General features: G+C 57.4%; 14 protein-coding genes. 4 read left to right on the top strand and 10 right to left on the bottom strand.

The window, feature by feature from the left end:
* Nucleotides 1-22 precede the first annotated feature (22 nt).
* The 5 genes from JOE09_RS03755 to JOE09_RS03775 form a co-directional block, all read right to left on the bottom strand.
* Nucleotides 23-583: a cytochrome P460 family protein gene (locus JOE09_RS03755; RefSeq protein WP_205064836.1), complete on the bottom strand. Its 561-nt coding sequence runs from the start codon at nt 581-583 to the stop codon at nt 23-25.
* A gap of 85 nt (nt 584-668) precedes the next feature.
* A complete protein-coding gene (locus JOE09_RS03760; RefSeq protein WP_205064837.1) occupies nt 669-1,406 on the bottom strand; it encodes an SDR family oxidoreductase in 738 nt (245 codons plus the stop codon).
* 34 nt (nt 1,407-1,440) lie between these two features.
* Nucleotides 1,441-2,220, bottom strand: a complete 780-nt coding sequence (locus JOE09_RS03765) for a carboxymuconolactone decarboxylase family protein (protein WP_420830607.1) — start codon at nt 2,218-2,220, stop codon at nt 1,441-1,443.
* A gap of 10 nt (nt 2,221-2,230) precedes the next feature.
* Nucleotides 2,231-2,689: a (R)-mandelonitrile lyase gene (locus tag JOE09_RS03770; RefSeq protein ID WP_205064838.1), complete on the bottom strand. Its 459-nt coding sequence runs from the start codon at nt 2,687-2,689 to the stop codon at nt 2,231-2,233.
* 61 nt (nt 2,690-2,750) lie between these two features.
* Nucleotides 2,751-3,695, bottom strand: coding sequence for an NAD(P)-dependent alcohol dehydrogenase (locus JOE09_RS03775; protein WP_239552967.1), 945 nt, complete (start codon nt 3,693-3,695; stop codon nt 2,751-2,753).
* Here JOE09_RS03775 and JOE09_RS26075 point away from each other — a divergent pair.
* Together JOE09_RS26075 and JOE09_RS03780 are read left to right on the top strand one after the other, a co-directional pair.
* Nucleotides 3,667-3,936: a hypothetical protein gene (locus tag JOE09_RS26075; RefSeq protein ID WP_239552979.1), complete on the top strand. Its 270-nt coding sequence runs from the start codon at nt 3,667-3,669 to the stop codon at nt 3,934-3,936. The genes JOE09_RS03775 and JOE09_RS26075 overlap by 29 nt on opposite strands.
* Before the next feature lie 227 nt (nt 3,937-4,163).
* Nucleotides 4,164-5,072, top strand: a complete 909-nt coding sequence (locus JOE09_RS03780) for a LysR family transcriptional regulator (RefSeq protein ID WP_205064840.1) — start codon at nt 4,164-4,166, stop codon at nt 5,070-5,072.
* Between the two features lie 717 nt (nt 5,073-5,789).
* Here the strand turns inward: JOE09_RS03780 and JOE09_RS03785 are convergent.
* Nucleotides 5,790-6,287 carry a DUF2938 domain-containing protein gene (locus JOE09_RS03785; RefSeq protein ID WP_205065115.1) on the bottom strand — a complete coding sequence of 166 codons (498 nt, stop codon included), beginning with the start codon at nt 6,285-6,287 and terminating at the stop codon, nt 5,790-5,792.
* An 80-nt stretch (nt 6,288-6,367) separates the two neighbouring features.
* On the opposite strand from JOE09_RS03785, the gene JOE09_RS03790 reads away from it, so the two are divergent.
* Entirely contained in the window at nt 6,368-6,769 is a 402-nt protein-coding gene (locus JOE09_RS03790; protein WP_205064841.1) for a helix-turn-helix domain-containing protein, read from the top strand.
* 89 nt (nt 6,770-6,858) lie between these two features.
* Here the strand turns inward: JOE09_RS03790 and aceE are convergent, their stop codons facing one another.
* The gene (gene aceE / locus JOE09_RS03795) at nt 6,859-9,531 is read right to left on the bottom strand and encodes a pyruvate dehydrogenase (acetyl-transferring), homodimeric type (RefSeq protein ID WP_205064842.1); all 2,673 of its coding nucleotides are present in this window, start codon (nt 9,529-9,531) and stop codon (nt 6,859-6,861) included.
* A 157-nt stretch (nt 9,532-9,688) separates the two neighbouring features.
* Between aceE and JOE09_RS03800 the strand changes: the two genes are divergently transcribed.
* Nucleotides 9,689-10,132: a MarR family winged helix-turn-helix transcriptional regulator gene (locus tag JOE09_RS03800; protein ID WP_205064843.1), complete on the top strand. Its 444-nt coding sequence runs from the start codon at nt 9,689-9,691 to the stop codon at nt 10,130-10,132.
* 25 nt (nt 10,133-10,157) lie between these two features.
* Here the strand turns inward: JOE09_RS03800 and JOE09_RS03805 are convergent, their stop codons facing one another.
* The 3 genes from JOE09_RS03805 to JOE09_RS03815 all read right to left on the bottom strand — a co-directional run bounded on the left by JOE09_RS03805 (nt 10,158) and on the right by JOE09_RS03815 (nt 14,000).
* Entirely contained in the window at nt 10,158-11,258 is a 1,101-nt protein-coding gene (locus JOE09_RS03805) for a transketolase-like TK C-terminal-containing protein (RefSeq protein WP_205064844.1), read from the bottom strand.
* Nucleotides 11,259-11,583: 325 nt separating this feature from the next.
* Entirely contained in the window at nt 11,584-12,771 is a 1,188-nt protein-coding gene (locus tag JOE09_RS03810; RefSeq protein ID WP_205064845.1) for an aminotransferase-like domain-containing protein, read from the bottom strand.
* A gap of 95 nt (nt 12,772-12,866) precedes the next feature.
* A complete protein-coding gene (locus JOE09_RS03815; protein WP_205064846.1) occupies nt 12,867-14,000 on the bottom strand; it encodes an aminotransferase in 1,134 nt (377 codons plus the stop codon).

The raw sequence follows: 14,000 nt of genomic DNA on the forward strand, positions 1-14,000 counted from the left end.
GGAAGAGTGGTTTAACGGCATATCAGTTTGCCTCCTTCATTCTGTCGTAACTGAAAACGTAATCATTGCCGGCCTGCGAGGTATGGCAGGCGCGGCACCGGTCAAGGTTTTCGCCGGGCCTGACCGAGCGATCAGGATTGAACCACTGAAACTCCCAGTCGCCCGTGCGAAGCTCTGCCGGATGCGCCTGCCCCCATCCCTTGCGCTTCTCCATGACCACATACCGGTAAAGCTGATTGTTCCGGTAATCTTCCATGGTAATTACCGTCCCTTCAGGAAGCGGTTCACCGCGACTGGCCGCCGCAATAACCTCCGGGGTGGTGTACAGCTCCTCGCGCGTGTCGCCGCGTACAATGCTGGCGTAGTGCTTCCCCTGCGCGTATTCCGACGGAAAAACGACTTTCGGCTCTGCAGCAAAGGCGTTTGTTAACAGCAGTGCCGGGAAAGCGGCCGGCAGAGCTGCCACTTGTATAAGCCGCCGGCGTATGCCGCCCTGCAGACGCTCAGCGTGGCCTTCCAGAGGAAAATTCAGGCGTAAAAAAACCCGCAGGCTGCCGCAGCGGCCTGTTAATATTTTTGTCATGATGTTTAATCTCAGATCTTCCCGTCCGGGCAATGTCAGGCTGACGGGAGCTGTCTGACGCGCAGGTGCGCGCCAGACAGGATGATTAATAAACCTGAACCGTCGGGCGGAACAGAATTTCGTTTACGTCCACCTCATCTGGCTGGCTGATGGCAAAGGCCACTACGCGGGCGAACGAGCTGGCCGGGATCGCATTTTCATAGGTTTTTGCCATGCCTTTCGCAATATCCTCATCGGTGATGGTGCCGGTCAGCTCGGTGTCAACTGCGCCGGGCGAAACGATGGTCGTGCGGATATTCCAGGGCTTCACTTCCTGACGCAAACCTTCCGAAATGGCCCTTACTGCCCATTTGGTGCCTGCATAGACTGCACCGCCAGGACCAACCTTGTGGCCAGCAACGGAAGAGACGTTAATTATCTGACCGGACTTCTGCTCTTTCATCTTCGGCAACACCGCCGCAATGCCGTAGAGCACGCCCTTGATGTTGACGTCAATCATTCGGTTCCATTCGTCGATTTTCAGCTTATCAAGCATTGAGCTTGGCATCAGGCCGGCATTGTTGATGAGCACGTCAATGCAACCGTGCAGCTCGAGCGCGCGATCAACCAGCGCCTGAACCTGCAGGTAGTCCGTCACGTCAGTGCTCAGAATCGCACGGGCATCCAGTCCCAGCTCGGCGGCCAGACTTTCGAGGCGGTCCAGCCGGCGGGCACCCAGAACGACCTTCGCGCCCTGAGCCGCCAGATGGCGCGCCGTTTCAGCACCCAGGCCGCTGCTGGCGCCGGTGATAACGACAACTTTATTTTCAATATTCTGAGACATGAGTTTCTCCTGTACGGCAGACTTTCAGCCCGCGCTACTTAGTTTCACGTTGTTCAAAGACCTTTTTGAAGACCGGAGCGGCTGAAAAAGCATTCGGCCAGCCGGCATAATAAGCAAGGTGACTGAGCGCACCCGACGCCTGCTCCTGGGTCAGCCCGTTGTCCATCGCCCGGTTCAGATGTGGCGGGATCTGTTGATCCTGACCGTTCGCAATCAGCGCTGAAACGGTGATCAGGCTTCTGTCCCGGGGCGTCAGCCCCGGGCGAAGCCACAAATCACGGAAGAGCACGTCAGTGGTGTCCCTGACCAGACCTGGTGCCGCTGTTCCGATGCTTTTATCCACCCGGGCCGCGCGCGCTGCTTCAGCCTTTTCATCGAGCGGCAAAAGCGGCTCTTTGGCTCCAGGAAGCTGATTGGCCCTGACGCCTCTGGCGGCAAAGACCTCTTTTGCCGCAGCCGTGGCGGCTACGGCATTGCCCCAGCCTGCATAAAACGCCAGGTGTGTAATGGTCTCCGAAAGCTCTGCCGGCGTGACGCCGTTATCCAGCGCCAGCTCATACTGCTCCGGCAAAAGAATGGTCTGGTTGCGGGCGATGACAGCGGCCACGGTGATCAGGCTCCGGTCGCGCGGCGACAGGTCAGCGCCCTTCCAGAGTTTGCTGACAAGCCTGTTATCGGCATAGCGCTCTAAGGCGGGGGAAACCGCCTGCATATCCGATTCTGACAATGGTCCTCTCTGGGAGCCCGCATCGGCAATGGCTCCGCCGGAACCGAGCGTGAGCGCCAGCGCAGCGGCCGTTGTTTTTTTCATCATTGCCTCCGGTTCACTTGTACTGTTCGTCAGTCACGGGCTCCTGCCACTCAACATTACTGCCGCCCACCATATACGTCATGGCCAGATGGCTCATCGGAGACGTGGCCGTCGCACCATGCCAGTGGCGCACCGTTGCCGGTATCCACACTACGTCGCCCGGGCTGATTTCCTGACGCGCCTTGCCTTCTTCCTGTACCCAGCCCTGTCCGGTGGTCACAATCAGCAGTTGTCCGGCCGGATGCGTGTGCCAGACGGTACGCGCGCCGGGCGCGAAATCTACCTGGCCCAGGTTTGCCCGGGTGCTGTCGTTCGGCGGCAGCAGGGAGCTGATAACCGCCTGCCCCGTAAAGTTTTCCGCTTTGCCCGATACGGAAGGCGTCTGACCGTTACGGCGAATTTCAATTTCATCGGCCGACACCTGCGCCGTACCCAGTACAGCCATAGCGGCCGCAGCGATAATCGCTTTCATCTTTCACCTCACAGTTAATTATGTGTTCACAGACGGCTCCGGCGGGAACCGGAGACGGTCATCAGGTCAAGTCCACAACGAAACGGTAACGGGCGTCCTTTGTCTTGATACGCTCAAATGCCCGATCAATCTGGTCCGGCTTAATCAGTTCAATGTCCGCCACGATGTTGCGGCGCGCGCAGTAGTCGATAAACGCCTGCGTTTCAGCCATGCCGCCCATCAGTGAAGCCGAGACCTGACGGCGCTGCAGCCACAGGCCGGAGCCACGTACGTCTTCAATGGGTTCGCGTGCGCCCACGATGACGTACGTGCCGTCAAGCTTAAGCATGCCGGTAATCGGGTGGGTGGGCACGCTGGTCGGCACCGTGGAAATCAGGAAATCGAAGCTGTTCGCGTAAGCTTTCAGCGCGTCGGGTTTCGTCCAGACCACGGCCTCACGGGCGCCCATTTTCTTCGCGTCCGCCACTTTTGCCGGCGTGCTGGTAAAGACGGTGACGTGAGCGCCGCGTGCCACGGCGAGCTTCACGGCCAGATGTCCCAGCCCGCCCATGCCAATTACACCCACGCGCTGCCCGACCTTAACGGCCCAGTGCTGCATAGGCGAAAAGGTTGTGATGCCGGCACACATCAGCGGCGCGGCGGCGGCCAGGTTCATGCCCGGCGGGATGCGAACCGTAAAGCGCTCCGGCACGACCACGCGCTGGGAAAACCCGCCGTAGTTATAGCCGCCCAGGAATTTATCCGGCGTGTTGAAATTAAGCGTCCATCCCTTCACGCAATACTGCTCAAGGTCGTTGACGCAGTTTTCGCACTCGCCACAGGAGTCAATCATCGCGCCGGCACCCGCGATGTCCCCCGGCCGAAACCGGGTAACTTCACTGCCAACAGCGGTCACCCGGCCGATAATTTCGTGGCCCGGCACGCACGGAAAATTCGTTGCCGGATAAGGAGGCCCCCATTCCTGTCTGGCAATGTGGATGTCGGAATGGCAGATGGCGCAGTACATGATGTCAATGAGCACATCGTTCGGACGAAGAGCGCGTCGCGGGATTTCCAGCGGCCCGAAAGGGCCGTCGGCCCGCTGGTTACCGTATGCCCGGACGCGCCACGGGCCGTTTCCGGCAGGCGAAGACGACTCCTGTGCCTGTGCCTGCCCCGGCATAATCGCCAGAGACGACGCCGCGGCCAGCCCGGCCCCAGCCAGAAGCGCTCGCCTGCGTGTAGGGCTGGCTGGCGCGTCCGTATGAGAGTTGTTACTGCAGTTTCCGCACATCATGTACTCCTTGTTCAGCTTTCGGCTCCCGCCGCATTCAACCCCACACTCCGCAGGGCCATAAGAAATCAGATGTGCCGAATCGGTTTCTGATGCACACGTCCCACATCTGATTGTTTAATGAACACGGAGAGTATATCGGAGGACTTATTCAGTGATTAGAGGCTAAAATGAGATTGAAATTATAAGGAGAGGTTCTAAATGGCAGGTGATAACCTTAACGATCTCGCCGCATTCATGGTGGTGGCGAAAGAGCAAAACTTTACGCGCGCTGCCAAACGTCTGGGCGTTTCACAGTCTGCGCTGAGCCAGACAGTACGGGGACTGGAGGCTCAGCTCGGGCTCAGACTACTGAACCGTACCACCCGTCGCGTCGTTCCGACCGAGGCAGGAGAGCGCCTGCTTGCCTCCGTGGGACCCCGTATAGAAGAAATTCAGCAGCAGCTGATGGGGCTGAGTGAACTGCGTGACAAACCTGCCGGTACGATACGGCTGACATCAACGGAATATGCTGCAGAATCAGTGCTCTGGCCGGCCGTGGAAAGGCTTGTCGCTGAATATCCCGATATTAAAGTCGAAATCCTGACGGACTACGGCCTGATCGATATCGTTAAAGATCGCTTTGACGCCGGCGTGCGCCCGGGCGAAACCATTGCCAAAGACATGATTGCGGTCAGAGTGGGACCTCCCATGCGCATGGCAGTAGCGGGGTCGCCTGCGTATTTCAACAACAAACCGGTACCGGAAGTACCCCAGCAACTGACGGAGCACTGCTGTATCAACCTGCGGCTTTCCGGACACGGTGGACTTTACGCCTGGGAGTTTGAGAAGGGTGGCCGTGAACTGAACGTGCGGGTTGATGGTCAGCTTGTTTTCAACACCGGCAGCATGATCCTGAGAGCTGCCCTGGCAGGCCGCGGTCTCGCCTACCTGCCAGAACGTCAATTAGAACCTTACATTGCGTCAGGGCAGTTGATACGGGTACTGGAAGAGTGGTGTGAACCCTTTTCCGGGTATCACCTTTATTATCCTGCGCATCGACAGCCGACGCCGGCTTTTGCCCTGCTGGTTGACGCGCTTCGCTATTCAAACCGTAAAATACCTGTCTGAGCTTTATGTTATCTGAGACATCAGTCAGGCGTGATATCAGCCCTGACAATGTCGCTTTACGGAAGCCAGCCTCTGCAGGCTGTTTATGCTGACTGCAGAGGTTTCCTTGCCCAGCCCGCGCCTGAGTTTAAGATAAAACCTGCCAAGGGAGAGGAAAGATGAGCGGTGCAGACGAGGGCACCTCGTGCAGCGGCATTTTTTAGAAACGTTTTTCTTGATGAAAGCGCCTGACGGTATTGCGGCAGAACGAACTTGAAAGAGCCGATTGGGTAAGCACCGGAAACAGCTTAATTTTCGAAAAACAGCTGTAAAATCGCAGCCGAGCGCTGGCAGAAATGAAAACTCTAAGTCGATGCTCCAATCTGGCGTTTGCTTTTTTAACGAATACAGGGGGTATATCTGAGAAGGGATATTAAGTGATTAGAGGATAGAATAGGATTGAAATTATAAGTAAATCATTTTTAACGATGAGTAAGACTTGTTCGTGTTGACAGATTATGATGACGAATCAGGCTGAACACTTTAATTACGCAGTTTCATGGTGGATCTTTTCATAGCCATCCTGGCCATAAAGCTCTAGTCCAATAATCCTGCCAACTTAATGTCCGCTTCTCGCTAAAAGCAAACATCCAGGAACACAAGCTGCGGGCAGTAATAAAACCTGACGCAGGCCAACATCTTTCAGACACCGGCCTCCAACACACATTCTCCCAAACCTCACCCACCCCATCCCCACCACAAACACACCGCCGCCAGATACATCCCGCAGCCGAAGACCGCGTGTGTAGCCAGGCTGCGCAGGCGGTTTTTCATCGGTGTGGGCGTGCGCGACGCGGCAAATCCAGCGCCCATCGCGGGCTGCATAATAAGCATCGGAAATGCGACGGTTACTACACCAACGGATAAGGCAGGCAATAAGGTCGGGTTCGCCAGCCAGCCGCGGCCTGCAACCCGCACCAACAGTCCCGCAAAAACCACCCCGGTGGCATAATGAATCATCCAGCCCAGCCAGCGCTCCCCCGCAATCGGCGACGCGCGGCCGATCGCCTCGTGTGCAAACCGTCCGTGTAGCATGTGGCCGACCCAGCGACCGACCAGTGCATAATCCAGAGTGGGGTTCCCCAGCCGTTTCAGGATCGAAGACCAGATGTCCATCACCAGCGTTGCGCCCATCCCCACCAGAATAATTTTTATCGCCTCATCAAAAATGCCCATCACAGCCTGTTCCTCTTTCTCATTTTTACGGTTGCAGGCATGATAGAAGTTAAAGTCAACTTCAAGTCAAGAGGCTCACAATGGATATCTCCGAGACTGCCCGGCGTTCAGGGGTGCCCGCCTCCACGCTGCGCTACTATCAGAAGATGGGCCTGATCCGCGCAATCAGTCCCGAGGGGGAACGGCGTCACTTTGCCGCAGACGTGCTGGACCAGCTGGCGCTGATTGCCCTGGGCCAGGCAGGGGGACTTTCGCTGGATGAAATCCGCAGCATGCTGTCTCCCGGCGGCGAACCGCAGGTTGACCGGGCGGTGTTGCTGACCCGGGCCGATGAAATCGATGCCACCATCAGCCGCCTGCGTGCCATGAGCCAGGGGCTGCGCCACGTGGCGGAATGCCCGGCCGCCAGCCACGCAGAGTGCCCGACCTTTCAGCGCTGGTTAAAGGCCGCCACCGCGGAAAAAATAAAGCAGAAACGCTGAGCATTTTTCCGCACCACCACCACGACAAACAGCAGGGAAGCCGACGCTTCCCCGCTAATAAAAACCCTCACAATCTGCAGTGAACCCAGTTACACCACCGCCGGATCGGGCTTGTCACCGCGAAGACCATACATCGCCATGGCCCGTCCCACCGTCTCCCTCGGCACCGCGCCTTCGTCGGCCAGCAGCTTCAGCGAGGCGACAACAACATAGTGCCGGTTAACCTCAAAGAACTCGCGCAACGCCTCGCGGGTATCCGAACGACCAAAGCCGTCGGTGCCGAGCGACATAAAACGCCTGTCGGCCAGGAACGGCTTAATCTGGTCGCCGACGATTTTCATATAGTCCGTCGCCACCACAATCGGCCCGGCGTGCCCGTCGAACATCCGCTGGACGTAAGGGATCTTCGGCGCGTCGTCAGGATGCAGCATATTCCAGCGGTCGGCGGCCATCCCTTCGCGGCGCAGTTCCGTCAGGCTGGTCGCACTCCAGATATTGCTTACCACGCCAAAATCATTAAGCAGCAGATCGGCGGCGGCCATCACCTCGCGCAGAATCGCGCCGCTTCCCATCAGCTGTACGCAGGGCCGCGTATGGCTGGCATCCCCATGCGCTTTAAACAGATAAGCCCCTTTCACAATGCCGTCTTCTGCTCCTTCCGGCATCGCGGGCTGCGGATAGCCCTCATTCAGCAGCGTGATGTAGTAATAGATATCCTCAAAATCGGCGTACATCCTGCGCATCCCGTCGCGAACGATCACCGCCAGCTCGAAGGAGAAGGCAGGATCGTAAGAAACGCAGCTGGGGATCACCGAGGAAAGAACGTGGCTGTGGCCGTCATCATGCTGTAGCCCCTCGCCCATCAGCGTGGTTCTTCCTGCCGTCGCACCCAGCAAAAAGCCTTTGGTTCGCGCATCGGCCGCCGCCCAGGCGAGGTCGCCCACGCGCTGCAGGCCAAACATCGAGTAGAAAATATAGAATGGGATCGTCGGCACATCGTGGTTACTGTAAGACGTTCCGGCGGCAATCCAGGTGGAGATAGCACCGGACTCATTAATCCCCTCCTGCATAATCTGGCCGTCCTTCGCCTCTTTGTAATAGCTCAGCTGACCGGCATCCTGCGGGGTGTAAAGCTGGCCGAGGTAGGAGTGAATACCAATCTGGCGGAACAGCCCCTCCATACCAAAGGTTCGTGACTCATCCGGTACGATAGGAACAACCAGCCTGCCGAGTTCCTTATCCTTCAGCAGCACGTTCAAAATGGTAACAAAGGCCATGGTCGTAGACTGATTGCGCTCGCCGCTGCCCTTTAGCAGGCTGGCAAACTGGCTGAGCGGCGGCACGGGCAGGGCCGTCGACTGGTTAAATCTGGCAGGAATATACCCACCAAGCCGCGCCCGCGTGGCGTGCAGATAGTGCTCTTCGTCACTGCCTGCCTCCGCTTTCAGAAAGGGGATTTCTTCCAGCTGCGCATCAGGCACCGGCAGCTTAAAGCGATCGCGGAACGCCCTGACTGCATCCTGACTCATTTTTTTCAGCTGATGATTAATGTTCTGCCCTTCTCCCGCCTCCCCCATGCCAAAGCCCTTGACCGTTTTGGCGAGGATCACCGACGGCATACCGCGCGTATTCACCGCCTGATGGTAGGCGGCATAGACCTTCTCAGGATCGTGGCCGCCGCGGTTCAGCTGCCAGATATCGTCATCGCTCATATCGGCTACCAGCGCCAGTAGTTCCGCATACTTACCGAAGAAGTGCTCGCGAACGTAGGCCCCGCTTTGCGACTTAAAGGTCTGATAATCACCGTCCACGCACTCCATCATGCGCTGTGCCAGCAGGCCGCTGGTGTCTTTAGCCAGCAGCGCATCCCAGCCGCTGCCCCAGATGACTTTTATTACGTTCCAGCCAGCGGCTTTAAATGCCCCTTCCAGCTCCTGAACAATTTTACTGTTACCGCGCACCGGGCCATCCAGCCGCTGCAAATTACAGTTAACGACGAAAATCAGGTTATCCAGTTTCTCTCGGCCGCCGAGGGAGATAGCCGCCAGCGATTCCGGCTGATCCATTTCGCCGTCGCCGAGAAATGCCCAGACTTTTCGCCCCTGATGCGGTTTGAGATCGCGGTATTCAAGGTAGCGCATATAGCGCGCCTGATAAGCCGCGGTGAGCGGCCCCAGCCCCATCGACACGGTAGGATACTGCCAGAAGTCCGGCATCAGGCGCGGATGGGGATAAGAAGAGAGCCCGCGCCGGTTTGATTCACGGCGGAAGTTATCCATCAGCTCGTTATCCAGCCGCCCTTCCAGCCATGCGCGGCCGTAAATTCCCGGGGCCGAATGCCCCTGAAAATAGACCATATCCCCGGCAAAGCTTTCCGTTCGGCCACGGAAGAAATGATTGAATCCCACATCGTAAAGCACCGCCGCAGACTGGTAAGTGGCAATATGTCCGCCGACGTTAGAGTGCTTACCCGCCCGCAGCACGATGGCCATCGCGTTCCAGCGCACCAGCGCATTCAGCTTCGATTCGGTGGCTAAATTACCGGGGTAGACCGGCTGCTTATCGGCAGGAATCGAATTGACGTAGGGCGTGGTAACCAGGCTGTAAAAATCACCGTGCCGCCGGTTATCCGCTTCCGCCATTTTATCGATCAGAAAATGCGCCCGCACCCGCCCGTCCGCATCGACGACACTGTCAAAAGCCTGAAGCCATTCGGCCGTTTCCTGCGGGTCCAGGTCTGCTTCTACTGCGTGTTGATTCATATCTTCTCCGAGAATAGTAGCGGTGAAATCTGCGCGACAGCGAGTCTCACCCACCAATCGATTGCAACCGCAATCATTGCAACTGCAACAATAGCAAAAGCAACTCTATCCGCTTATAATTGCATTTGCAACTCACGGACAGACAAAGAGGTCGTCAATGGCAGGTAACACACCGGATTTATGGTTTTCATTTGTGCGCTCCCACCGCACTATTATCAGGCTGGTTGAGGCGCGTCTGAGCGCGGCCGGGCTGCCGGTTTATGCCTGGTACGATGTGCTCTGGGGGCTGGAAAGCGGCGAGAACGGCACCCGCCGGATGCATGAACTGGCCGACGTGCTGGTGATCGAGCGCTATAACCTCACCCGTTTGATCGACCGGTTGGAGAAAGAAAATCTGGTGGAGCGCCACCGTTCGGTGGATGACGGTCGTGCCGCGTTTGCTACGATCACCCCGCAGGGTAAGGCGCTGCGGAAAGAAATGTGGGTTGTTTATCAGGCGGTGATCCAGCAGCACTTTCTCAGCCAGTTCAATAAAGAGCAGATTGCTCAGTTCTCTGCTGCACTGGATGCCGCTGCGCATTCCGTCCGGGGGGCTGACTGATCGCCCCCGAAACGGCGCGGTTAACCTAGTCAGACATCAGGCGTAGTTGCTTCATTGCGCTTTCTAACTGCGCAGTCGCTATTTTGCCGTCGTCGGCAAGCAGCTTCAGCGCGCACAGGGCAATCCATTCGGCGCGGGGAGCGTTCGCCCCGTCGCGGCGCAGGGAATCTGAACCCACAGCCATAAACCGTCCGGGGATAAACGGTTTCAGCTGCGTGGCAATCAGATGGTGATAATCGGTAACGGCTATCACCGGGGAATCCTCTCCCGCCATGCAGCGGTGCAGATGCGAAAGGGATAATTCATCAGCATCGTCAGCCAGCGAGGCCAGCTGCGCCGCTTCTGCCTCCTGCGCCAGCCGGGTATAGCTGGGGCAGCTCCAGACATCAGAACTGACGCCCCAGTGCTGCTCCAGAATCGCCGCGGCCTTGAGCACGCGCGACAGCGATTTTCCCGCGCCGCACAGGCGAACGTGCAGGTCATTTGGGGGATTATCACGGCGAATACGATACATCCCCTTCCAGGCCATCTCCCCATCGCACGCCGTTAAATCGGGTAAAACGACCCGCTCACCATGCGTGGCGATATAGGCTATTTTATGCCGATCGTCCAGATACAGCGAGCGCAGGGCGTGGCTGACAATTGCGCGGGTTTCCTGCGCATTGGCCGGATCGTAAGGCAGACAGTCCTGAATTGCCGTCACGCCGATTGGAAACCAGGGCAACACGCCTTTCGGTAAAAAGCTGTCGCCATCATCCGCGAGGTTAAGAAAGATAGCCCGCCGGTTAACTTCAGTCAGCAGCGTCCTCAATGCTTCCGGCCTTTCGGTATTGATGCAGTAAAAAACGGGCTTTTCATAATGTGCCTGGCCGTGGCTGAACCACAGCGGCCAGGCGGTCTGGAGTGCGCCACGGCTTTTATCGGGCATCGCGGCGAGATCGCCTCTAATCAGCCAGGCACAATCCGACATTCCGTCTTTATCGGCCATCTGCTGCATCAGCCAGTTAATAAAGCGCCTGGGTGTGTCCTGCGCCCGGGCACGCTGTTCGATAAAGGTCAGACACGCCAGGGCAGCCTGCCTGGAGTGTTCGCTAAAGCCGGGGTAAAGCGGCACGGCATTATTCATGCACTCATTCCTGTATTGTCGCCGAAGCATTCGATTGCAAATGCAATGATTGTAATTGCAACAATATAAGCCGTCAATCTCCCTTCCAGTGGATGCCTGGAAAAATGAATGGGCGACGAAAGTAGAATGAGAAGTTGGCCGGTTCGCCGTCCGCGCAGGAGGTGCGTCAGAGAGTGCAGGAATACTGCGCGAGTCAGGCGAACAGTAAACCCAATTTCGCTATTGGTGATAGCTGGAGCCGCTCACAGCGGGTGATTGATAACGTGATGAAGTAAGGCACAAAAAAATGGCCCTTGCAAAAGGGCCAGAGGAATAAGCTGAGCGATTACTGCGGCAGCGAGGCCTTCAGGCGTCTTGCCGCTTCGGCCAGGTTAGCTTCAGACACCGTCGAATAGGACAGGCGCAGCGTTGAAGTATCCGGACGATCGCAGTAGAAGAACTCACCGGGAACGTAGACTACGCCGTTATTCAGCGTGGTTTTCAGCCACTCGGTGGTGTTAAACGCCTCGGTAAAGGTGGCCCACAGGAACATCCCGCCCTGCGGACGGTGGAAGCGAATGCGATCGCCCAGCTCGTTTTGCAGCGCCGACACCAGCGCATCACACTTCTGCTGATAGGCCTTGCTGATTAACGCAATCTGCGGACGCAGACGGCCGCTTTCCAGATAGTGGCGGGTCAGCGCCTGTGACAGTGAACTGGTGTGCAGATCGGTGGCCTGCTTGAGGATCACCGCCTGCTGTTTTAACCACGATGGCAGAGTGATCCAGCCCACGCGTGCGCCCGGGGCCAGGATCTTGGAAAACGTTGAGGTGTAGATCACCTGCTCGCCAACGCCAATCGCCTGCGCGTGGGACTTCAGCGTGCGGAAGGTTTCGCCGGAGAAGTTGATTTCGCTGTACGGGTCGTCTTCGAAAATCAGGAAGTCATAGCGAGCGGCCAGTGCCACCAGCTGCTGACGACGCGCATCGGAAAGCGTGACGCCGCCCGGGTTGCCGAAGGTCGGCACGATGTAAACGGCTTTAATCGGGGTCTGTTTAACCAGCTCTTCCAGCTCGTCAACAATCATCCCTTCGCCGTCGGTGCCCACCGATTTCAGCTCGGCTTCGGCCAGCTGGAACACCTGGAGCGCCGCCAGGTAGGTAGGGCGCTCAACCACAATCACATCACCGGGATTGATGATTGCCCGCGCCACAATATCCAGCGACTGCTGCGAACCGGAGGTGATGACCACATCGTCCGGCGTGCACTGAATGCCGCGCTCCGCCGAAATCTGACAGATCGCTTCACGTAATTTCGGGTCACCCTCGCTCAGACCGTACTGAAACGCATTGTGACCGTCTTCAGTCAGCACGCGGTCCATAGCGATTCTCAGGCCTTCCGTATCGAACAGATCCGGATTTGGAATTCCTCCGCCCAACGAGATCACACCTTCCATCTTGCTGTGTTTTAACAGCTCACGGATTGCCGATGACTGAAGGTCTTTAACTCTGTTGGCCAACTTCTGCGACGACATAACACTTACCTTTTCTTTATTTTAGTGTTGAATTTATACCATAAGTCGCCAAAGAAAATAGCAGGTAAGCGCCTCTCGCACCCACCTGCCGCAAATTATTTCAGCTCGTCCTGCAGTTCGCGCAGATACTGGCTGACCCGGACCAGGCCTTTTTTCATCACCTCGCCGTTATTGGCAAAGCCGATACGCACATAGCCCTCCATATCCATCGCCTCGCCGGGAGTGAACATCACCCCGTAGCGCTCCAGCAGACCGATACAAAACTGGCGGGAACCCAGCGGCAAATGGTATTTCAGCAGCGCCGTAGTACCGGCCTGCGGCTTGATATAGTCGATAAGCGGCTCGCGGCTCACCCACTCATCCAGCAGCTGCAAATTGTCGCGCAGCATCGTCTGGTTACGGCTGAGAATTTTATCGCGATTTTCCAGCGCGATCGTGGCGAAGTAGTCATCCAGCACGCCAACGCTGACCGTGTTGTAATCGCGGTGGATCTCTACCGCCTTCAGCAGCGATTCCGGGCCAGCCATCCAGCCGAGGCGCAACCCCGCCAGCGAGTAAGTTTTTGACATGCTGGCGGTGCTGATGCCCTTCTCGTACAGATCGGCCACCGCTGCGCTGTAGCCGTCGCCGACCTGATTGGTGCCGCGATACACTTCATCGCACAGCAGCCAGGCCCCGGCCTCCCGCGCCACCGCCACAATCTCCTTCAGCAGCGCTTCATCCATCAGCGCGCCGGTGGGGTTATTCGGGTTATTGATGGCGATCAGCCGGGTTTTATCATCAATCAGCGAATTCAGCTCGGCCACATCCGGCAGAAAACCGTTCTCCTCGCGCAGCGGCAGGATCTTTACTTCCGCGCCGAGGCTGGCGGGGATCGAGTAGTGCTGCTGGTAGGTCGGCAGCACGGAAATCACCGTATCGCCCGGCTCCACCAGCGCCTGATAAATCAGCGCATTAGCACCGATAGCGCCGTGGGCAATCAGGATATTGTCAGCCGACTGCGCCCGGTACTGCATCGAAATCACCCGGCGCAGCCGCTCGGAGCCGGTTATAGCCCCGTAGGTCATTTTGATGTTCAGCATCTCATCCAGCACCGCAGCGGTATCGCCCGACATCGCCAGCAGCTGCCGCATGGTCAGCGACTCCACGCAGGTTTCCGCCAGGTTGTACTCGCAGTGGTTTTCCCACTCGTTCATCCACTGTTCAACGCCAAAAGGTCTGATTTTCAT

The organism is Pantoea coffeiphila (genome assembly GCF_016909495.1).
GTDB lineage: Bacteria > Pseudomonadota > Gammaproteobacteria > Enterobacterales > Enterobacteriaceae > Erwinia > Erwinia coffeiphila.

What these genes read in the sequence shown, in the direction of transcription:
- JOE09_RS03755 (WP_205064836.1), bottom strand. Translation starts at nt 583, where the DNA reads ATGACAAAAATATTAACAGGCCGCTGCGGCAGCCTGCGGGTTTTTTTA.
- JOE09_RS03790 (WP_205064841.1), top strand. Translation starts at nt 6,368, where the DNA reads ATGGATATCTCCGAGACTGCCCGGCGTTCAGGGGTGCCCGCCTCCACG.
- JOE09_RS03775 (WP_239552967.1), bottom strand. Translation starts at nt 3,695, where the DNA reads ATGTACTGCGCCATCTGCCATTCCGACATCCACATTGCCAGACAGGAA.
- JOE09_RS03785 (WP_205065115.1), bottom strand. Translation starts at nt 6,287, where the DNA reads ATGGGCATTTTTGATGAGGCGATAAAAATTATTCTGGTGGGGATGGGC.
- JOE09_RS03805 (WP_205064844.1), bottom strand. Translation starts at nt 11,258, where the DNA reads ATGAATAATGCCGTGCCGCTTTACCCCGGCTTTAGCGAACACTCCAGG.
- JOE09_RS26075 (WP_239552979.1), top strand. Translation starts at nt 3,667, where the DNA reads ATGTCGGAATGGCAGATGGCGCAGTACATGATGTCAATGAGCACATCG.
- JOE09_RS03760 (WP_205064837.1), bottom strand. Translation starts at nt 1,406, where the DNA reads ATGTCTCAGAATATTGAAAATAAAGTTGTCGTTATCACCGGCGCCAGC.
- aceE (WP_205064842.1), bottom strand. Translation starts at nt 9,531, where the DNA reads ATGAATCAACACGCAGTAGAAGCAGACCTGGACCCGCAGGAAACGGCC.
- JOE09_RS03765 (WP_420830607.1), bottom strand. Translation starts at nt 2,220, where the DNA reads ATGATGAAAAAAACAACGGCCGCTGCGCTGGCGCTCACGCTCGGTTCC.
- JOE09_RS03815 (WP_205064846.1), bottom strand. Translation starts at nt 14,000, where the DNA reads ATGAAAATCAGACCTTTTGGCGTTGAACAGTGGATGAACGAGTGGGAA.
- JOE09_RS03770 (WP_205064838.1), bottom strand. Translation starts at nt 2,689, where the DNA reads ATGAAAGCGATTATCGCTGCGGCCGCTATGGCTGTACTGGGTACGGCG.
- JOE09_RS03810 (WP_205064845.1), bottom strand. Translation starts at nt 12,771, where the DNA reads ATGTCGTCGCAGAAGTTGGCCAACAGAGTTAAAGACCTTCAGTCATCG.
- JOE09_RS03800 (WP_205064843.1), top strand. Translation starts at nt 9,689, where the DNA reads ATGGCAGGTAACACACCGGATTTATGGTTTTCATTTGTGCGCTCCCAC.
- JOE09_RS03780 (WP_205064840.1), top strand. Translation starts at nt 4,164, where the DNA reads ATGGCAGGTGATAACCTTAACGATCTCGCCGCATTCATGGTGGTGGCG.